The following is a 20165-nucleotide window of genomic DNA, read 5'->3' on the forward strand; positions in this document are numbered from 1 at the left end:
AAGATTCGGATGATGACAATTGCAGCCTTGATTTTGGAACGATTGCCGCAGAGGCGATTCATCTTCATGAAAAGCGGGAATGCCCCACTCCTTCCTTTGTATGTGCAAATCAGGGCAGCGCCGACAAATAGCTGAGCCCATACATATTTGGGACGATTGGTACGTTTGGCGTGATCGTGATGCAAACCGACAGACGGGGCCTTTTTGGAGCTGCGAAAACAGAACGTATCGTCTATACCGATTGTAATTTCGTCGGGTGTAAGTACCTCGCAAAGAAGTAATGTCCATTGTTTGATAATGGCCAGCCACGAAAACACACCTTTCTCTATCGCTTTGTAGTAGGTGGTCCAAGTTTTTTCGGGAACGATGGAAAGGAAAGCATCTGTAATATGCCCCGTTCGAGCAATGATGCATCCGAAGATGAGTTCGAGAAAGGTGGGGCGTAATTTGGCCGGAACGGCCAGAAGAATCCTGGTCACCCAGCTGGCGAAAACAGTAAGTACATGACGGCGATCCATTGACTAACCTCCTGAAAAAGTTTTTCTTTTTCAGAAAAGGGCCGCCGAAGGCGGCCGCGCGAATCGCGCGAAATGTCAAGTACTTTTTTGATATTTTTTGCATTTTTTTTTCGCCTTTATGGGGCGCAAACTCTAAACTCTAGACCATCAAGAAAACAGGTCAAAAATTAGGTTTTTTCGACAAGTTGGTATAAAATAATTCTAAAAACCATGAAATAGTGTAGAGGAATATATTTTATGCCAAAGCCAACATCTAATCCAGGCACCAAGGCTCAATCCCTCAACCCTGCGATAATTGCTTCAATTTTGAAACTTAAAGAGAGTTGGCCGAGTGCAATTGTCGCAAGAGATGAGGTTGACAAGTTTTCAGGTGGACTACTGACACCTCGAAACATGTCTAATCTTGACAGTCGGGGGGAAGGTCCTCCGCTTAAGATTAAGTTTAGAGGACGAAAGGTGGCGTATCCAATCGACAGTTTAATTGACTGGATAATTGATCAAGTGGCGTGAACGAATTGAATGCCGTTGAATGTCGTTAAATGCAGATTTGTCGATTTTAGGGGGGAAGGACCAAAAAAACTTGGTACAGTGTTGGTACAGAATGGGTTGGTATAAAAAAAGGACTTACGCTGTTATGACGTAAGTCCTTGTTTTTATTGGTGGGCCACCAAGGAATCGAACCTTGAACCTCCTGATTAAGAGTCAGCTGCTCTGCCAATTGAGCTAGTGGCCCGGAGGGTGTTGAGGGGGGTTCCCTGCAACGAGATCGCTTCTCTAGGTAGTTTGGTCGTGGGTGTCAAGAAAATTATATAAAATTGCATGAGTAAAAAAGATCGAACCGGGGTATCCGTCTGCTGATTCAGGAAATGGGGCAGGAAGTTGATATCCCTGTGTGGTTTTTGAGCCAGCGATTCGGAGGTTATTTGCTCCACAAGGCACGACCGGCCAGGACGATGAAAAAGGTCACTGTGGCAACGGCGATGATGGTCGCTCCGGTGGTCAGATCGAATTGGTAGGAGAGGATCAGACCTGCTGTACAAAAGATCATGCTCCACAGGGATGCCATGAGCATCATGGAAAAAAGGGATCTGGCCCGTTGTCCGGCCAGGTAGGGGGGGATGCTCAAAAGGGCGATGACCAGGATGAGTCCGACCACCTGGATGATCATGACCACGGAGACCGCGACCATGGCCAATTGTATGAAATGGAGCAGCGGGACGGGCACTCCCTGGGTGCGGGCGAATTCCGGTTCAAAGGAGAGGAGCAGGAATTGGCGGTAGAACAGGGTGATGATCAGCGCAATGACCGCGATCAGCACGAGCATGATCCAGAGATCATGACGGGGAACCGTTAAAATGCTCCCAAAGAGATAGCTCATCAGATCGACATTATACCCGGGGGTAATGTCCATGAGAATGATCCCCGTGGCCATGCCCGCGGCCCAAAGGACCCCGATGACGGTATCGCTTTGCTGGGGTTTTTTCAGGGTGATCGCGGCCATGATGCCTGCCGCGACCAGCGTGAATCCAAGGGTGGTCGGGAGTACCGGAAGGCCGAGAAAAAAGGCCAGTCCGATTCCCCCATAGGCCGAATGAGCAATGCCTCCGGCAAGAAAGACCTGGCGGTTGACCACGACCAGGGAGCCGATCATGCCGCAGGCAATGGATGCCAGGATGCCTGCGAACAAGGCATTCTGCATGAATTCAAGGGAAAAGGCTTCAATCATCGGTGAGTTCCGTGGTCGGAATGTTGAGTACGGTGGAGACATCGTGGATGTAATCGGCCATGGGGCAGGTGTGTTCGTGGGCTCCGTACAATAACGAAAGCATTTCCTTGGTGAAGATGCCCTTGTTGCTGTGGATGAGCCGTCTGTTCACGCAGGCGATGTCAGTGACCCGGGATGCGACAATGCTCAGGTCGTGGCTGACAACAATGATTGTCAGTGATTTTTTGAGTGTGTCCATGAGCTCGAAAAAGCAGAACCGCCCTTCGGGATCGATGTTGGATGTGGGTTCGTCAAAGACCAGCAGGTCCGGATTGCCCACAAGGGCTCTGGCAATGAGTACCCGTTGTCGTTGACCACCGGACAGTCGGTCCATGCGACGTGTGAACAGGGCTTCCTCGATTCCTGCCTTGTGCAGGGCTGCTGCGGCCCGGTCACGTTCCTTTTTCGTATATACAAAACCGCGCAGGCCCGGTCGAAGCCCCATGAGCACGACCTCCATGACCGTGACCGGAAAATCCGGTCGGGATACCGTGTATTGGGGAACATAGCCGATGGGGAGTGTGCCGTGTCCGGCCCGTTTTCCAAAGACTTCCACGATACCCGTATCCGGGGTGAGCAGGCCGAGGATGAGGCGAAGCAGGGTGGTCTTGCCGCTGCCGTTGGGGCCGACAATGGCGGTAAACGATCCCTTTGTCAGGGTCAGGTGCACGTTGGTCAGAATGGGACGGACCCCGTCATAGGAAAAGTTGAGGTCGCGGATGGTCACGGCCGGGAATGTTTCAAGGGAATGTACCGCGTTCACCGTAATGCCTCCTTGATCCTTTTGGCCGCCTGGAGGAGATTTTCCGGCCAATGTTCGGCCAGGGGATCGAGGCGGACAACCTGGCCGTTGATGGCCCCTGCGATGACCAGGGCGCTTTTTTGAGAGAATTGGGGCTGTACAAAGACGGTGTCGATGTCATGGATGCGGGCCATACTGATCAGCTTGCCCAATTCGCGCGGGCTGGGTGATTTGCCTTCAATTTCCACCGGAATCTGAAACAGACCGTACTCCCTGGCAAAATAGCCCCAGGCCGGATGAAAGACCAGAAAATGGTTTTTAGTCGTGGTATCTCCCAGAATGGTCCGGATGGATGCGTCCAATTGCGTCAATTCCGTCTCAAAAGCAGCCAGGTTGGTTTCGTACGTGTCTCTGTTTGCTGGATCGACAGCGACAAGTCCCTTGCAGATGTTTCTGGCCTGAATGGTGACCAGGGCAGGGGAGAGCCAGATATGCGGGTCCAGGATGGTTGTGGACTCGGTTTTGTGATTCTGTCCCTGATCATGGTCTGCTTGGGGTATTTCCGGATGATCGTGAAGATGTCGGGCCATGGGGATTTTGCTCACCCCTTTTTGGGTGGCCACAATGACCATGTCCGGATTGGCCGCATGGATTTTTTCCAGCCAGACGCTCTCAAAGGGTGCCCCAACGGCAAAATAGATGGCCGATGCCGAGAGGGTTTTCATCTGGTTGGGTTTGGGCTCGTAGGTTGCCGGGCTCGCCCCGGGCAGAACCATGACCGAGACATCGGCCAGATCACCGGCGATCTGTTGGACAAAGTAGGCCTGGGGAACAACCGAGACGGTCACCATCAAGGGGGCGGCAGAGAGTGCGGTGGCTGAAAGCAGGATGCAGGCAAGCACAAGGGAGAGCTGGTTCAAAAAACGCATGGGGGTTCTCCGGGGGTGATGATCAATGCGGAGGCAGGAAGCAGGGGCGTGAAGCTCATAGATTCTTCACGCCCCTGCTGGCATGCTCGGAAAAGAATCCGTATTATTGTTTCAGATCGCTGCTTATAAAGCCGATTTTGCGGATGGCCGCATGGATCGTTTCCTCATCAACAGGTGATTTGGAGGCGAATTCGGCCTGTTTCTTCTCCAGACTGACATGGACGTTAGTAATGCCCGGAATCGCTTCCAGGGCCTTGGTCACGGCGTTTACGCAATGCTGGCAGCTCATACCTTCAATGGTGATCGTGGGCATGATTTCCTCCCGGTTCGTTGTGATCGCAAAAAAATAAAATAGGACCGGAAGGTCCTCAAGTCAACGATTGCGGGGATTTTGTCGAGGGCCTTGATTTCAGGCACTGCAGAAGATCGGTGCAGGAGGGCGAGAGATTCAGGAAATGTCCGCTGGTGGTGCGGGCGGGACGCCCACGCTCCCAGGAGGAGTGTCATTGTCTTTCATGCGGGTGAAGTATTTTTTGCGCTTGACCAGGGCCACTCGGATGCTTTTCGGCACAAGCCGGCTTTGACGGGATTTTCGTGAATGTAGGCAATGGTTTGAACAAAATGACGTTCATCGCGAATGAACCGGTCAAAATATTCATTTTGCCATGTCTTGGAACCTTTCCCGGGAGCGCGGGCGTCTCGCCCGCTATTTTTCAGGTAGCTCTCAATTTTGTGCCCGGTAAACGATTTCCATGAATGAATTACTCCGGATAATGGAAATCCCACGTATGTTTTGATGAGTACATGCACGTGATTGGGCATCACGACATAGGCCACCAGGTCGTAACGCTTTCCGTCAAAATGTTTCCACGCATTCACAACGATCGTTGCAATGTTGGGGTTTCGAAGGACGCATGAACCATACCCCTTATCGAGTTCCTGTTGGATGTGTTTGCGGCGATCTATTTTTTCTTTCTCGTTTTGATGAAGAAGCGGGCGGGACGCCCGCGCTCCCGGGAGAGAATCTGCCAAGCGATAGGTAATGGCCTGGTAGACTCCGTTTATGTCGAAATGTGGCAAGTATCCTCGGGAATGCCATCCTTCGAGCGAAGGGTGTGTTTGTGGGCTTGGAAAGGTGTCTTGGACTTTGAATCTGATGGCTTTCATGGAACACTCACCGGTGGGGGGAGATAAAGGACCATAGGGTGACAGACTGGTAACCTTCTGATCCATATCCTGCAAGCGATTGGGAAAAAAAGGCTGGGAGCACGGGCGGGACGCCCACGCTCCCGGGAGGGTGGTAATGGAGAGGCGGGTGGGACGCCCGCCTCTCGGTGATTGGCTTATCTTCCTATCTTTTCGCATTTCTTTAAAAATGCGGCAACACCCTTTTTCCCTTCCTTTTCATACACATTGATCACATGACTGCCAATCACGGCCACGTCGGTTTTGCCGATGAGTTTTTCTACATGTTCCGGCGAACTGATGCCGAAACCTGCTGCTATGGGCAGGTCGCTCAGGGAGCGGATGCGGTTCAAAAAACCGATGCCCTGGTCGTCGACATCTGCGCCCGCCCCGGTGATGCCCACCTTGAGGGTGGCATAGATGAATCCCTCGGCAAGGGCGCAGACCCTGGCCAGGCGTTGTTCACCCGTTGAGGGCGAGGTCACCTGGATGACCTTGAGCCCTGCATCGTGGGCCAGATCCAGATGATCATCGGTTTCCTCGTCAAAGGGGAGATCCGGGATGATCAAACCCTGGATGCCCGCGTCCGCGCTGCGACGCATGAACCGTTCCATGCCCATGGCAAAGGGGATGTTGCCGTAGGTCATGAACAAAAGGGGAATGTCCACGGTTTTGGCCACTTCCTCGGCCAGGCGGAAACAGTCTTTTGTGGTGATTCCGTTATCCAGAGCGTGCTGCGATGCACGCATGATGGTCGGACCGTCGGCCAGGGGGTCGGAAAAGGGGATCTGGATCTCCACGAGATCCACACCCGAATCCGCCATGAGCCGGATAAGCTCGGCCGTGGCCGTGAGATCCGGGTACCCGGCCACCACATGGGTCATCAGCCCGATTTTTTTATTTGTTGAAAATACTTGATCAATTGTCTTCAATGTCCCTGACCTCCGATTTGAGAAATTCGACCCACCGTGTTTCGTCGAGATATTTGGCCGTGATGAAGATGTCCTTGTCCCCCCGTCCCGAGATATTGACCACCATGATGTGATCTTTGGGCAGACCGGGTGCGAGCTGCATGGCCCGGGCAACGGCATGGGCCGATTCCAGGGCCGGGATGATTCCTTCCTCTTTGCAGAGGATCTGAAAGGCCTCCAGCACCTCGGAGTCCAGGACGCTGGAAAAGTGGATCCGTCCCTGATCATGCAGTTCGGCCAGTTCCGGGCCGATGCCCGCGTAATCAAGGCCCGCGCTGATGGAATGGGTCTGCTGGACCTGGCCGTCACTGTTTTGCAGAAAATAACTCTTGTATCCCTGAACAATGCCTATTTGAGGATTCTTCCCGAACCGGGCCGCGTTTTCTCCGGGTTCGGGCCCGGTTCCGCCGGCCTCGGTGCCGAAGCACTGCACAAAGGGTTCGTCAACAAACGGGGCAAAGAGGCCCAGGGAATTGGACCCCCCGCCCACGCAGGCCACCAGGGAGTCGGGAAGCCTGCCCTCGGCCTCCATGAGCTGGGATCTGACCTCTCTTCCGATGACCGACTGGAAATCCCGGACCATGACCGGATAGGGAGCGGGTCCCAGGGCCGAGCCGATGAGGTAGTGGGTGTCGTCCAGGTGCTCGATCCAATGCTTCAGGGCCGCGTTGACCGCATCCTTGAGCGTTTTGGTACCAAAGGTCACCGGGACGACCTCGGCCCCCAGAAGACGCATGGCATAGACGTTGGGGTACTGGCGTTTGATATCCACCTCGCCCATGAACACGGTGCATTCCATGCCCAGCTTGGCGGCCACTGTGGCCGTGGCCACGCCGTGCTGGCCCGCGCCGGTCTCGGCGATGAGTCGGGTTTTGCCCATTTTTCTGGCCACCAGCCCCTGACCCAGGGCGTTGGTGATCTTGTGGGCACCGGTGTGGTTCAATCCTTCCATTTTCAAGTAGATCTTGCAGCCGCCAAGGCGTCTGGTCAGGTTGGCCGCATAGGTCAGAGGGGTTGGACGGCCTGAATAGGTCGTGAACAGATCGGAAAGTTCCTGCTGGAAACCGGGGTCATCCCGGAGTTGTTCATAGGCCTCGGTCAATTCGTCCAGGGCCGGAATGAGCATCTCGGGCACATACCGGCCGCCGTAGGGACCGAAGCGGTGTTTGATGGAATTGGTTGTCATGGGAAGTCCTTTATTCAAGATGTAAGATGGATGAAAGAAGGAGACCGGTTAGAGTACGCAGTACGCAGTACGCAGTGCGCAGATCGAAACATGCCGTTATTCCGGACTTGATCCGGGATCTCGGGAAAACGGGCGGGCACACGGGTCCGCCCGTTGGATGTCGGATTGTTTGCCAATGATGTGCATGACCTGTTTGATTTTTTCTGGGTCCTTGATGCCCGGGGCGGATTCCACGCCGGAATTGAGGTCGAATCCATCCGGGTTGCAACCACGGGCTTGAGCAATGTTTGCCGGGCCGAGTCCTCCTGCCAGGAGCCAGGGGCGGGGCGGGTTCAGGTCTATGAGGTTGGTGAAATCGAGGCTTGTGCCATGCCCTCCGGATTTCATGCCCGCATCGAGCAGAAAGGCCGCGCACACCGGGGCGAAGCGGTCCATGTCCTTGTGCAGATCATCCATTCGTTCATAGCGCATGGGCCAGAAGACCTTGATGACCCGGGAAGGACCGAGGGTTCGGCATGTCTCCACCGAATGGTCCCCATGCAGCTGGGCGAGATCCAGTCCGGCCGCTTCCATGATCTGGGCGATCTCGTCGGGTCCCTGGTTCACGAATACCCCGACCTTGTTCACGGGAAAAGTGGAAAGGTCGGGCACGTCACGGGCAAGGATGTTTCGCGGGCTTCTGGGATGGAAGATGAATCCCAGAAGATCCACGCCCAGATCGATGCAGGTCCTGATGTCCTGTGTTCGGGTCATGCCGCAGACCTTGACCACGGGTTTGCGCGAAAAAAGCGGGAGCAGGTTCGAGTCGGGTGTGTTCATGGTCGTTATCAGATGTTCGGGGTGGACGGATTATCGCAGGGGCGTCTGGTGAATGTTTCAATCATGGCTCCCGGGTCATCCTCCTGCATCAATGCCGTGCCGATGAGCAGGGCATCGAATCCCGCCCGGAAGAGTTCCTGACCCGTTTTCGGGGTGGTGATACCGCTGGCGCTGATCCAGATCTCCTGGTCCTGTTTTTTTTCGATCAGGTCATGGGACCGGTTCAGGTCGATGTCCAGGGTAGCCAGATCGCGGTTGTTGATCTGGATGATCGGGGCACCCAGATCCTGCGCCCGGTAAAGATCCTGGGCGTCAAAGGCCTCTACCACCGGTTCCAGGCCGAAGTTGCTGCATGCCTCGAGCACTCTTTTGAGTTCCCGGTCCGTTTGAAAGAGCCGGACAATGACCAGGATGGCCGAGGCCGGGGTGGTTGCGGTCATGGCCACCTGCAGGGGATCGGTGATGAAATCCTTGCGCAGCAGGGGCAGACCGGTTCGGGCCATGGGCTCGAGAAAGGCGAGATCGCCCTTGAAATAGGTCGCTTCCGTAAGCACGGAGATGGCCGAGGCCCCGGACCGGGCGTACATCCTTCCCGCCTCTCCAGGAGAGCGGGTCAGATTGATCTTCCCTCTGGACGGGGAGGCACGCTTGTATTCAGCGATGATCGCGGTGTTCTCGTGATCGCGGATGGCCCGGGCGAATCCGGGACGGGGCCCCTGATACGGCCTGGGGAGATCCTTCATTGACCGGAGCATTTGCAGCTCTTCCTGCTTGGCCCGGACGAATCGGCTAAGAGGCATGGGAGAGTACCTCCCTGACCCCTTCCTGGACCTTGATCCGGGCCTGCTGCATGGCCTCGGCCAGGGTGACCCCCTCTTCCAGGATGTGGATGGCCATGCCCAGGTTCAGGGCGACCATGTCCTGGATGGCCCTGGGACCTGTTCCGGCGAGGATGAATTTCTGTTTTTCCACGGCGTCCTCGAGGCCGCTGCATTGCAGGGCTTCCGGGTCGCATCGTTCAAATCCCAGAGGCTGGGGATCGAATGCCGATGTGGTTGTCTTGCCGTCCTCAACCATAATGACCTGGCAGACCCCGCAGGGGGTAAGTTCATCAAATCCTCCGGCCCCGTGAACAACCGCGGCCTTGATCCCGCGTTTGGCCAGGACGGTGGCCATGAGCGGGGCGAACTCTGCGGAAGGAACCCCCATGAGCTGGTGCGTGGGCAGGGCCGGATTGATGAGCGGACCCACGAGGTTGAACAGGGTCCTGATGCCCAGGGCCTGGCGGATGGGGGCCACATGTTTGAACGCGGGGTGGAATTGGGGGGCGAACAAAAACACGAAGTTGCATCTGGCCAGTTCCGTGTGCGCCTCTTCCGGAGAACCCACAAAGGGAAAGCCCAGGGCCTTGACGATATCCGCGCTCCCGCATGTACTCGAGACGCCCTTGTTGCCGTGCTTGAACACCTTGTAGCCCATGTCGGCCAGAAACAGGGAGACTGCGGTGGAACAATTGAAGCTGTTTCGGCCGTCCCCGCCCGTGCCGCAGGTGTCGATCCGTTTTTCCGTCAGCCCGGGAATGATGCGCGCCTGTTCCAGGGCCATGTTCACGGCCTCTCCAAGTTCCTCGGCGGTTTCTCCCTTCATGCTCAGTCCCAGAAGCAGCGCCCCTGCCTGGGCCGGTTCGAGTTCACCCGTGAGCAGTGAGCCAAAAGCCTGTTTGCCCATTTCCGAGGTAAGGTCCCGACCCTTTTTCAGATGATTAAGTATGCTATTTATGGTATGCATGATTTTTTTCCTCTCTGTGAAAAATGTCCCTGTTGTATTTCTTCTATTCGGGTTTCCCGGGGGTGGTCACAAGGGCGCGGCGCGCCGTGCCCCTACGGTTTCCCGCCTCCCGTTCAGCTTTGCATAAGATCTGCTAAGGCTCGCAAGCTCGCCAAACATTCACTTTTCCCGTCTCCCTTCTTTTCACGCCACATTCTTTGCTTCGCCCATCTCCCCCTCACAGATTTTGATGAAATTGTGCAGCAGTTTCGGTCCCTCCGGGGTGAGAATGGATTCGGGGTGAAATTGAACCCCCATCCAGGGGCGGTCCGTATAGGCAAGGCCCATGATCGTTCCGTCTTTGCTCCGAGCGGTCACAGTGAATCCGTGGTCGCTGTCGTCCTCGAACACGGCCAGGGAGTGGTATCGGCCGATGACCATCTCCTTGGGCATGCCGGCGAAAATACCCGTGCCCGTGTGCTCGATGATCGAGGTCTTGCCGTGCATGATCTGTGCGGCCCTGCCTACGAGGGCCCCAGCAAAACGCCCCAGAATCTGATGGCCCAGGCAGACTCCTAGAACCGGGATGTGCGGGGGAAGTTGTTGTAAAAAATCCAGACACAGACCGGCATTTTCCGGATGGCTGGGACCAGGAGAGAGAATCACCCCTTGCAATTGCGGATGTACGGCCAGATCCAAAATCTTTGGCTCGTTGTTGCGCATCACTCTGGGATGACACCCCTTGGTCTGAAAGGTCTGGACCAGGTTGAAGGTAAAGGAATCAAAATTGTCTATGAGTAAAATCATCACCGCCTCCCTTGGTTTCTATGGCTGCGAACAGGGCCTTTGCCTTGTTCTGACACTCTTCCCACTCTTTGACCGGATCGGAATCGAACACGATCCCCGCTCCGGTCTGCCAGGCAAGTATCCCGTCTTTGATCCACATGGTTCTGATGGTCAGTCCCATGTCCAGATTGACCGGCCCCCTGCCCACCCCGATCCAGCCGATGGACCCGGCATAGGGACCGCGCTCAAGGGGTTCCATCTCTGAGATGATCTGCATGGCCCGGATCTTTGGGGCTCCGCTGACCGTACCCGCCGGAAAAGTGGCTGCCAGGACATCGAAGCCGTCTTTTTCCGGAAGAAGATCCGCCGTTATGGTCGAAGTGAGATGCATGACGTGGGAGAACCGTTCCACATCCATGAACCGGGTCACGGTGACACTGCCGGTGGTGGCAATGCGCCCGAGGTCGTTTCTGCCCAGGTCCACGAGCATGACGTGTTCGGCCCGTTCCTTGGGGTCTTCGAGCATTTCCTTTGCCAGTTGGTTGTCTTCTTCTTCGTTCCTGCCCCGGTGGCGGGTGCCTGCGATGGGACGGAGCAAAAGATCATTGTTTGTACTTTTGACCAGAAGTTCCGGGGATGATCCGATCAGGGTGATCTCGGGAAAATGGATATAAAAGGTGTATGGGGAAGGATTGATCTGTCTGAGTCGGCGGTACAGGGTGAAGGAGGATCCGGAAAATGGACATTGCCGCTTGGAAGAGAGCACGATCTGGATGGCCTCTCCTTGGGTGATCAACTCCTTGGCTTTTTTCACGGAATTGATGAAGGTTTCCCGGTCCGGAGTGGCCGTGATTTTACCGCACACGGGTTTATTTTCTTCCGGGGGTGCAGCAAGTGGCCCTGGGTCGAGATCATCGGTAAGGGTCAGATAGCAGCACTTGGAATAAAGGTGATCAAAAAGAAGCAGTTTTCCGGGAAGGGCGCATTGTACCTCGCCTTGAGCCGGGGGCAGTTCTTTGGCCAGCGCGGGCTCGAGGATGCCGCCCATGGTGTACCCGAAGTATCCGCAAAGGGATCGGGTCATGGGGGGGAGTTCTCCGAGTTCTGCAGCAGGGACGATAGTCAGTTCCCGTGTCAAGGCCTTGATGCCCTCGAGAAACGGGGTGCCGTGAAATGCCTTCAAGGGAGCGAAACGATCGTCCTCACTTGTTACATTGAGATTGCCGTCATTGCAGGTGAGGATGAGTCTGAAATCCCACCCGATCAGGCTGTAGCGACCGAGCCGGCCGTCCACCTCGGTACTTTCCAAAAGGATGCCCGGGTTATTGCCTACCAGGCTGACATAAAGGGATACCGGGGTCTGGGTGTCCGCCTGCATCCATTTGCCGTGTTGGGTAAGATCGATCATTGGGTCTCCGGAAAAAAAAATTGAGAAATTGAAGAAATTTTAGAGAGTTAAGAAAGGTCGGTTTGGAATGATGGCCAAAAAAGAAGCCGCCGGATTTTTCCTGGAAAAATCCGGCGGCTTGCATGGTAGTGGACTCATAGTCGTCACAATGCGGCAGGATCTCCCCTGATACAAAAAACAAGCCACCACCACAGCCAAAAGGTGCGTCCCGGCAGAGCCATTTCTTCAACCTGGTTTGCGGTCAGGGAGCCAAGGGGGTGCACAGGTGCAAGGGAGATGTAAGAAAGAGGCATGGTCATGATTTCGGTGTCTGCATGTTGATTCGTGAAGGATGAAGGATACAAAAAAGGGCCGCAGGATTGTCTCCTGCGGCCCTTTTGGGTGTGTGGTTGTATATCACAGCGATCAGGTCGCTGCGCTCACAGGAGATCCATATGATAGACCACACCACCACCAGATGCTGGAAGCTGTAAGCTTGGAAAGAGGGCGGATGGATGCGGTCATTGTGTAGGTTCCTGTGAAAAATGAATGTGTCGTGAAATTGTCCCTAGATAATCCAGCGGGTCCTGTCAAGACATCTCAAAAGATTTTTCAGCCATCCGGTTTCAGCGGCTCACAGGCCAGACATGAAATTCGGGTCCGGGTTTCCACCCTACGCCTACGGCACCCTTGTGCAGGTAGAGCACATGGGCCCAGTCGGGTTCGAAAAAACTCGAGGTCGAGGACCAGTAGGCCTGTTGGGGAGCGGTAAAGGGATGATTCTCGGGCAGGGCCGGACTGAAGGTCGAAGCATCCACCAGGGATTCCAGTTCGTTGATGGTCGGCAGTCGCCAGGATCGATCCGCCATGGTAAGATCAGTCACAGCCCCAAGTGCCTCTTCCCAGGTCATGGTCCGCTCGAAGGTATTGGCATGGCCGAGCCATCTCAGACCGGTCAGTTCGTCACGGACAACGGGGCCCTGGACCGTGAACCGGGGTTCGGGCCATGGTTCGCCCCTGCGCAATTCTCCATCCTGGCCCGTGTCGCTGCAGGCGATGGTCTGCCCCGTGAGACCGTGACAGGTTGTCTGTCCGGTTCTTGGAAGATGGATCGAGGTGCCGCGTACCGGCCAGACCAGGGCGAATTGATCCTTTTTGCCGTAGAACATGCGCCCACCCTCGAGGTGCACATACCAGGCATACCCCGGTGAGATGGCCGCGGTGGTCGAGGTCCAGTACCAGCCCAGAAAGGCCTCTTCAAACGGGTGAAAAGCGGGCAGGGCGGGTTTTTTGGACCCATAGCTGATCAGGCTGCGCAGCTCCCTGCGGTTGGGAAGCCGCCAGTCGTGGTGGCCACCGTACCCTTCCCGGTTCATCGCTCTGACGCGGGCGAGTGCGTCGGCCCAGGTCAGGGGGAACTCACCGAAATTGGTTGTTTTTGTCCACACAAGGCGGGTGAGCCGGTCACGCACGAGGTTCGATCCTTCCCGTTCGAAGCGGTCGTCAAAGCTGTGTCCGGTCCATATTTCACCATCCTGTCCCGAACCAGGGCAATCCATGGGATTACCCTGGGCATCGTAACAAAGATCTTGTCCGGTCCAAAGAATATTGCGCATAAAGGTAGCAGTGGCTTATCCGTGATGATCGGTCAAGGGACACAAATCGAATATGACGCGTCCACGAGCACAAAAAAAAGGCCGGGTTTCCTACGTGCAGGAAACCCGGCCTTTTTGAGCTGGTACCTGCAATCTATTGTGTGGCCGATCCGGTAAAGGTCACGGCGATGATTTCGTATTCAATCCTGCCCCGCGGTGCCTCCACAAGGATTTCATCGCCCTCTTCCTTGCCCAGAAGGGCCTGGCCTACGGGAGAGAGTACAGAGATAATACCCTTTTTGACATCGGATTCATCAGGACCCATGAGCGTGTATGTTTTCTCTTCGTCGGTATCCATGTCTTTGAGGGTGACCGTGGCCCCGAAGGTGATCACGTCTCCGCCGAGCGTACTCATGTCAATGACATTGTAAAGGGGAATGCGCGATTCAATGTAGTTGATCTTGGCCTCGAGCATTCCTTGGCGTTCCTTGGCTGCATCATACCCTGCATTTTCTCGCAGGTCGCCTTCTTCGCGAGCCTCCTTGATAGCCTGAACAACAAGGGGACGTTCTTTTTTGAGCTCTTCGAGCTCCTGGTGAACCTTTTCCAGTCCTTGAACAGAAATGGGGATGCTCTCCATGTTTTTTTCCTCGGTTTTCTGAACCTTACTGAATTTATGAAAATAGAGAGCCGCTCCTTGGCCGGTAGAGCCAGGGAGCGGCAGATTCTTGAAAATGCTGCGGTAATGTTAAGTAAGCTATAGGTGATTGGTTTGCATTGGTCAAGGGATGAATGAGCGATTTGTTTTCATGGCCGGCTCACCCCGTTCCGGTCGGTCTGAAACGTTCTTGCCGGCCTTGTACCATTGAATATTGCTCAATAAAAGCAAGACGTTTCAGTAAGAAGCCGGGCAATCACATAATGGGCGATGCCTGGCTCTGTGAGTCAGACAAACCCTCCGGAACAAGGCAGGCCGGCCATGATATTTCAGGAGGGGGGTTAGTACCTTACTCAGAATGTTCTGTTATAAAAAACAAGAAAATTTTATAACCGCTTGAACCTAAAACTTAAAACTGCGGCTTGGCCGCATTAGATCGTTTCTTTCCTGACCCGAAATTCGATCACCGAATCAGTGACGTTGCTTTTCCCGGTGTATAAGAAACTGAAGATCCATAGGATCTGCAGCCCTAAAATGATTCCCGGCGACCACAGGGAGGCGAGGCCCGCGACAATGTCCGGTGCCGGCAAGACAGTCTCGGAGAAAAGCAGCGGAAGAGCGAGAACATAGCCTGCTCCGACCAGAGCCATGATCTGATAGGCGGAGATAACCCCCTCTCCCCGGTAATCGTTGCGTAGAAATTCCGAGAGAAAGCGCCAGATTTGTGTGACAAGGATGTTCAGGATCAGGGCTGCAGAAAAATATCCTTCCAGAAACAGGTACATGCCGATGAGTGCACATCCGCAGGAGAGCACTGCCGTCATGCCCTGGATGGGAATCACGGGCTGACCGTCCAGGTGGTGGGCGTAGGAAATTTTTTTTGTTCTGCCCTGAAAGACAAAGGCATACCTGGTGAGCAGCTTTTTGAATCTATCCGGAAAATCCGTTACAGGCCGCCCGTAACAACAGCCAAAACTGATGCAGGCCATTCTGCCAAGCCCTTCTCCCATGGCATAGGCCAGTGCCACGACACTCAGAACGGGGATGACCGGCATGGGATTGAGCGTGAACAGGTTGATACCCTGAATGAGCCACGGACTGACTATGATTCCGACGAAAGTTGCCCCGCCTACGCTGAAGGTATGCGGCTTTTTTTCCACGACCGCGGCAATGATCTTGGAGGCCGGCATGCAGATACCAAGGACCCCGACGATCATGGTGAACAGGGGAATGAAAGCGATATCAACGGATTTGAAAAGGACAATGGCCAGCATGGTTGCCGTTACATAGGCGACTGCGTTGAATACTCCGTAAAAGGTGAGGTTGATACCCCGCCACGTGGAGTCATTCTCCTGAATCAGTGGTATGGCCCCGAGCATCTGCCACCTGGCCCTGGGAAGATGTTTGAATCCCCAGGCAAAAAGAACGATCAGGGGAAGGGCGAGGCAGAGAACGAAAAAAAGGTTCATGGATGACTCCTGAAATGATATATCGTTGGTTGGAGAACACAGAGGATCGCCTTGGAATGGATCAGCTCGCGGGCAAGGCGAATCCAATGGTTGATCGTACCTGGACGTCCGTTTCCACCAGAGGCTGGCCGAATCCTTGGCTCAGGCGACTTTTGACCCCGGGATGGAAACGGTTGGCCAGGATGTCCTCGCAAAAGTGCATCCGGCCGTGTTCAAAAAAGAGGACATCCAGTGAACTGCCGGGATGGTAGAGGCTTTTGGGCTGTCCCTTGCGAACGAACATCCCCGGTGTGACGGATCGGGGCGTGTCATAGTGCTCATGGCTGTAGCATTGCTCGATGCCGCCGATCATCAGGGCCACGACCTCGATCATGGCCACGAGACCGCACCCTGTTCCATCTGGTACATCCGTGTCGATAATCGTGACCACCCGTTTGTTCTTGGAATACGGGGTGACCATCTCGACCACTGCCTCGGGATTGCAGGAATGGTATCGACCCCGGATTTCGTAGATGTCCCTGACTTCTCCACTCACGGGAAAATGGTTGTAATGGTACTTGTCCGGGGTGAGTCTGAAGGTGGCGAAATGGCCTTTGGCAAAGGTGTCCAGCCACGTTTTTTTGTCCACACCGATGAGTTCCTCGAATTCGAAGAATTTTCCCTTGAGCAGCAGCATGGACCCCGGAAGAAGGGAACCCGGCAGCATCCTCGAATCCGCCGGGGCCACAATGGATTCGACTGCCTCGTCCATCTTTCGGCATTCCCAGAATCGTATCTGCCGCTCAAAGAGGCGGCGATGGGTTGTGTAGTATGCCTCGGGCTGCACGCATTCCGACAGGTCGATGCCCATGCGTTTCAAAAAGTTCCGGGCTCCGGTCAGGGTGTCCGCAAAGGGAAGGTCGTAGTTTAAAAATCCTAGAAGGGCGGAACTTCGGGAAGATGTGAGCAGATTGAACACAAAGGGAACCTGTTCCCGGATGTCCGAGTAGATGATTTGTATCAGCTTGTCGTTAAAGAGCTTTTCGTTTTTTATCTGCCCGGTACGTCGGCAGATATACTGGTGGTTTGATCCCGGCATCGCATGTAATCCTGTAATGGTTTGTCCGCATCGTATAGTCGGCAATGACATGTAAAAGTACGATGGTTGTGCTGATCAATTCATCGAGGGTGATAGTGTCCGTGCACAGTTTGTGTTCCATATCCACCATGAAGGCACTTGCATTGTAGAGGTTGTTGTTCTGCGTCGCATGAATCAGTAAAGGGGGAAGGGGGGTCTTTTTCAGATCTTCCTGGAGATCTTGGAAACCTTCTCTGATATAGGCGATGCGCAGATCGTCCCGGTAATAGGCCTCCGCGGCCGTGTTGAACGTATCGGCCTTGACTCCCAAAGGGGTTTTGGCACCGGCCCGATCGAGAATGGCGTCCGTCAGTCTGGCTGCAGCCGAGGTGGTGGTGCCTGGTTCGATCCGTGTTTGCAGATCCTTCATGTTGTGTTCAAGACCCATCAATTCAACCAGATCCTGTCCCTGTGTTGAGATCATCTCCAGGACGCTGCGACGATAGGCCGCGTTGTACACCCTGAAATATCCCTTGTATCTGCGGCTTGTTCTGAGTCCCCTGGTCGTTCGGATCAGATCCAGAAGAAAGCGGTTCTTGGTTTTTTTGCGTACGTAAAAAGTAGGGATGCCTATGGCCGAACCAAAGAAAATCTGCCTTCGTTCGCTTTCCGTCGAAGGGGTATCCGGAATATGTGCGTGGGTGATCTTTCCGGACAAAACGAGTTTGTACGCCAGGGCGGTGATCAGGGCCTGGATGGCCGTGGCCTCGGTCATGTCCTTGTTCAGGGAGGGGAAAAGGCTGTAGTACCGGCCCTCGAATCCTGAGAAGCCCATCTGGCTGTGATGACGGATCTTGTACAGAAGATAGGTCGAAAGGGCAGGGTGAAAAACGCCCAGTTCGGCCAGATCCTTCTTGAGCCGGACATCGTTGTCCACATTTCCGTCAAGACCCGGGCAGGTATGGGTGCTCATGAGACAGGCCAGATAGTCGATGAGTCTGAAATCCGGTACATGGTCTCCCTGAAGGCGAAGGATTGTGCTGATGCCATTGTCCAGAAGTTCAGGACCAAAGGGGGTGAGTCGGCGGCCGCAAAAGCGCAGACTCGCCTTTTTTTTCCATCGTCTCCAGATCATGCGCAGGTGGGTGAAGTCGAGTTCATGAGGGAGGAATCCAAGGGCTGTTTCCGGATGAAAATCCTTGAAATCCATTCGGTATGGGGCCGCGCTGTAGGTCCCGACAAAGAGCGGAAGCATGTGCTCGACGATTTTGATGACCAGATCACCAACGTATTTTTCGTCCGCCAGGGTGAGACCCCGGGAGCCATCTTTCATGAGAGATGTCAGAATGCTGCTCCCCAGGCTGATATGGGTGCCGTTATTGGCCAGACTGATATTCGACGTGTTTGGAAGCACGATCAGATTTCTGGTGATGATTCCGGACTCTTTGAGCTTGGGCAGGGCATTCATCTGGCTGAGGGAGAGAACCCTGTGGCAGAGGCCCATGTAGGCGTGTTTATCCTCGCCCTTGTCCCATCCTGAGAGGCAGGGGCTCATGAAAATCTGCCGGTAGAAAGAGTCTGAAATGCAGGTATTCAGACGTTTCTGTCTGATGGGTGGGTGCGGGGCCGCGTACACGACCACCCGTTGTCCCAAGGCTTCGAGATTGAATTTTTTGTTGGCATAGGCCACCAGACATTGGCATAAAAGAAATCTCTGTCCGGTTTCACGGGCAATGGCCTGTGCATTGCCAAACGGCTCGGACAAGAAGGGGACATAAAAGGAAAATGTTTCCGGCGAGGTATTGTCACTGAGAAAATGGTCGAGAAATCGTGTTGCGGTTTCATGCAGCTCGGCAGATAGGGTTCGCGACGTGATCACGTCAGCCAGGGCGAGTTTGAGCAGATAGCTCACCGGTATCCTGATCCAGATTTCTTTGTCCTGTTCAAAGACGAATCGGCCATAATCCAGACGCTTGGGACTTTCGGGTTCGGATTTGTCCCTGACCAAGTCGTTTTCCAGGATGGTGTCCGCCTCTTGGGAGAGATAACGACGCGGGAATCGAACCCAGCTGTTTTCCCAGACATTGCCGGGATTATCCCGTAAATACTCGTCCAGATCAGTGATGATTTTTCTGGAGGTATCTCCTCTGGCTGTTCTGCGACGGATGTTGCGATAATAACTCGATTGTTTGATGCTCAGAGGGAGATCCACGTCATGCCGGTTGCCGATGACCGCCACCTGAAGTTCATTTTCAGCTCCTGCAGTGGCATCACCGAATACAAAGGGAAGTCTTTCGGCATGTATTTCCCCCCTGGTGGGGGTGATACCGAGCAGGGAGCAGATTCTGGGCAGTGAAGGGATATTCTCGGTTTTGTCTTGATGGGGCATGTGTTCTCCGAAGGATCGTCATGAGAGCTTTCACTCCTCACGCCTGATCGTTACAAGAGAAACAAAAGGGGGGAGTGGGAATCGGCAGGGCCCTGTGCAAGATGAGCCAGACATGATGTACGGTGGTTCGGTGTACCTGTCATGAAGAGATGGTGACATTTGCGTGACATGTGGATGGGCATTGGTTTTCTGCACAAAGGCATTGTTCGCGAATTGTTGACGGGATGTCACCCGATTGTCGTTGTCCTTCTGATACGGAGAGCGTTCTGCTGTGCACGGCAACAAAGGATACGCATGTTCGATGTACAAACGCTCGGAATCTGGGGGCTGGCGGCTGTTTATTTAGGCACCGTCCTGGAAGGCGAAGCGGTTCTTCTCGTTGCAGTATTGCTTGTGGAGCAGGAGGTTTTCTCCCTTCAGGGGATAATCGTTGCCGGCTACCTGGGGGCCATCACCGGCGATCTGTTCTGTTTCTGGGTGGGGCGCAGACATGGTCGAAATCTGCTGGCAAGATGGCCCGAGTTCGGAGGGAGAGTCATGCAGGTTGCCGAGTTGCTCAAGAAACATCGAATTATCGTGATTCTCGGCTACAGGTTTGTCTATGGGGCTCGAAGTGCCGTGCCTGCGGCACTGGGGATGAGCGGGATCAGCAGGACTTTTTTCATCCTTCTCGATCTCTGCGCGGCATGTGTCTGGATCCTTGGTATCACAGTTTTGGGACGGGTCTGTATCCGGAGCATGCGGGTGGACAATCTGCTCGATAGCTATCAGTTCGCTGTTGCGGGCACAGTATTCCTGGTCGTGTCATTATGGATTGCGCGACGGTATATACACAAGAGGAGGCTTGTGTGTGACCGACGACACGAAACCAGATAGAGTGGCCGGCATGATCAACTGGTCGAAATGATTTGAAATTAAAAATTTATATAGAATCGGGAATAT

19 protein-coding genes and 1 tRNA gene are annotated in these 20165 nt (G+C 54.4%); 1 reads left to right on the top strand and 19 read right to left on the bottom strand.

What is annotated here, in order from left to right; genetic code table 11:
• The 19 genes from ACTVJH_RS07425 to ACTVJH_RS07515 form a co-directional block, all read right to left on the bottom strand.
• The coding region (locus ACTVJH_RS07425; protein ID WP_455989017.1) for a hypothetical protein at positions 1-518 on the bottom strand (518 nt) is incomplete at its 3' end.
• A gap of 657 nt (positions 519-1175) precedes the next feature.
• Positions 1176-1251: transfer RNA gene (locus tag ACTVJH_RS07430), tRNA-Lys, on the bottom strand.
• A 186-nt stretch (positions 1252-1437) separates the two neighbouring features.
• Complete coding sequence (locus ACTVJH_RS07435; RefSeq protein WP_455989018.1) at positions 1438-2244, bottom strand: metal ABC transporter permease; 807 nt, start codon at positions 2242-2244, stop codon at positions 1438-1440.
• On the bottom strand, positions 2237-3046 hold the full coding sequence (locus ACTVJH_RS07440; protein ID WP_455989020.1) for a metal ABC transporter ATP-binding protein: 810 nt from the start codon (positions 3044-3046) through the stop codon (positions 2237-2239). Before ACTVJH_RS07440 ends, ACTVJH_RS07435 begins: the two co-directional genes overlap by 8 nt.
• Entirely contained in the window at positions 3043-3954 is a 912-nt protein-coding gene (locus tag ACTVJH_RS07445; RefSeq protein WP_455989022.1) for a metal ABC transporter solute-binding protein, Zn/Mn family, read from the bottom strand. Before ACTVJH_RS07445 ends, ACTVJH_RS07440 begins: the two co-directional genes overlap by 4 nt.
• 103 nt (positions 3955-4057) lie before the next feature.
• Positions 4058-4267 carry a heavy-metal-associated domain-containing protein gene (locus ACTVJH_RS07450; protein WP_455989024.1) on the bottom strand — a complete coding sequence of 70 codons (210 nt, stop codon included), beginning with the start codon at positions 4265-4267 and terminating at the stop codon, positions 4058-4060.
• Between the two features lie 200 nt (positions 4268-4467).
• Positions 4468-5121: an REP-associated tyrosine transposase gene (locus ACTVJH_RS07455; RefSeq protein ID WP_455989026.1), complete on the bottom strand. Its 654-nt coding sequence runs from the start codon at positions 5119-5121 to the stop codon at positions 4468-4470.
• A 176-nt stretch (positions 5122-5297) separates the two neighbouring features.
• Positions 5298-6071: a tryptophan synthase subunit alpha gene (gene trpA, locus ACTVJH_RS07460; RefSeq protein WP_455989028.1), complete on the bottom strand. Its 774-nt coding sequence runs from the start codon at positions 6069-6071 to the stop codon at positions 5298-5300.
• A complete protein-coding gene (gene trpB, locus ACTVJH_RS07465; RefSeq protein ID WP_455989030.1) occupies positions 6058-7296 on the bottom strand; it encodes a tryptophan synthase subunit beta in 1239 nt (412 codons plus the stop codon). The genes trpA and trpB overlap by 14 nt, the downstream gene beginning before the upstream one ends.
• Before the next feature lie 96 nt (positions 7297-7392).
• Positions 7393-8115 (bottom strand): phosphoribosylanthranilate isomerase, encoded by a 723-nt coding sequence (locus tag ACTVJH_RS07470; protein ID WP_455989032.1) that lies wholly within the window; start codon positions 8113-8115, stop codon positions 7393-7395.
• Positions 8116-8123: 8 nt separating this feature from the next.
• Positions 8124-8915 (bottom strand): indole-3-glycerol phosphate synthase TrpC, encoded by a 792-nt coding sequence (locus ACTVJH_RS07475; protein WP_455989034.1) that lies wholly within the window; start codon positions 8913-8915, stop codon positions 8124-8126.
• Positions 8905-9903 (bottom strand): anthranilate phosphoribosyltransferase, encoded by a 999-nt coding sequence (trpD, locus tag ACTVJH_RS07480; protein WP_455989036.1) that lies wholly within the window; start codon positions 9901-9903, stop codon positions 8905-8907. The genes ACTVJH_RS07475 and trpD overlap by 11 nt, the downstream gene beginning before the upstream one ends.
• Before the next feature lie 183 nt (positions 9904-10086).
• Positions 10087-10689, bottom strand: a complete 603-nt coding sequence (locus ACTVJH_RS07485; protein WP_455989038.1) for an anthranilate synthase component II — start codon at positions 10687-10689, stop codon at positions 10087-10089.
• The gene (locus ACTVJH_RS07490) at positions 10664-12076 is read right to left on the bottom strand and encodes an anthranilate synthase component I family protein (RefSeq protein ID WP_455989040.1); all 1413 of its coding nucleotides are present in this window, start codon (positions 12074-12076) and stop codon (positions 10664-10666) included. Before ACTVJH_RS07490 ends, ACTVJH_RS07485 begins: the two co-directional genes overlap by 26 nt.
• A gap of 605 nt (positions 12077-12681) precedes the next feature.
• Positions 12682-13614, bottom strand: a complete 933-nt coding sequence (locus tag ACTVJH_RS07495; RefSeq protein ID WP_455989042.1) for an Lcl C-terminal domain-containing protein — start codon at positions 13612-13614, stop codon at positions 12682-12684.
• Between the two features lie 190 nt (positions 13615-13804).
• Entirely contained in the window at positions 13805-14290 is a 486-nt protein-coding gene (gene greA / locus ACTVJH_RS07500) for a transcription elongation factor GreA (protein ID WP_455989044.1), read from the bottom strand.
• Positions 14291-14739: 449 nt separating this feature from the next.
• Entirely contained in the window at positions 14740-15777 is a 1038-nt protein-coding gene (locus tag ACTVJH_RS07505) for a prolipoprotein diacylglyceryl transferase family protein (RefSeq protein WP_455989046.1), read from the bottom strand.
• Between the two features lie 61 nt (positions 15778-15838).
• Positions 15839-16855 (bottom strand): phosphatidylserine decarboxylase, encoded by a 1017-nt coding sequence (locus ACTVJH_RS07510; protein ID WP_455989048.1) that lies wholly within the window; start codon positions 16853-16855, stop codon positions 15839-15841.
• On the bottom strand, positions 16788-19223 hold the full coding sequence (locus ACTVJH_RS07515) for a hypothetical protein (protein WP_455989050.1): 2436 nt from the start codon (positions 19221-19223) through the stop codon (positions 16788-16790). Before ACTVJH_RS07515 ends, ACTVJH_RS07510 begins: the two co-directional genes overlap by 68 nt.
• 294 nt (positions 19224-19517) lie before the next feature.
• Here ACTVJH_RS07515 and ACTVJH_RS07520 point away from each other — a divergent pair, with 294 nt between their 5' ends.
• Positions 19518-20099: a DedA family protein gene (locus ACTVJH_RS07520; protein WP_455989052.1), complete on the top strand. Its 582-nt coding sequence runs from the start codon at positions 19518-19520 to the stop codon at positions 20097-20099.
• Positions 20100-20165: the final 66 nt, after the last annotated feature.

The sequence above is a fragment of the Desulfoplanes sp. PS50 genome (assembly GCF_053851535.1).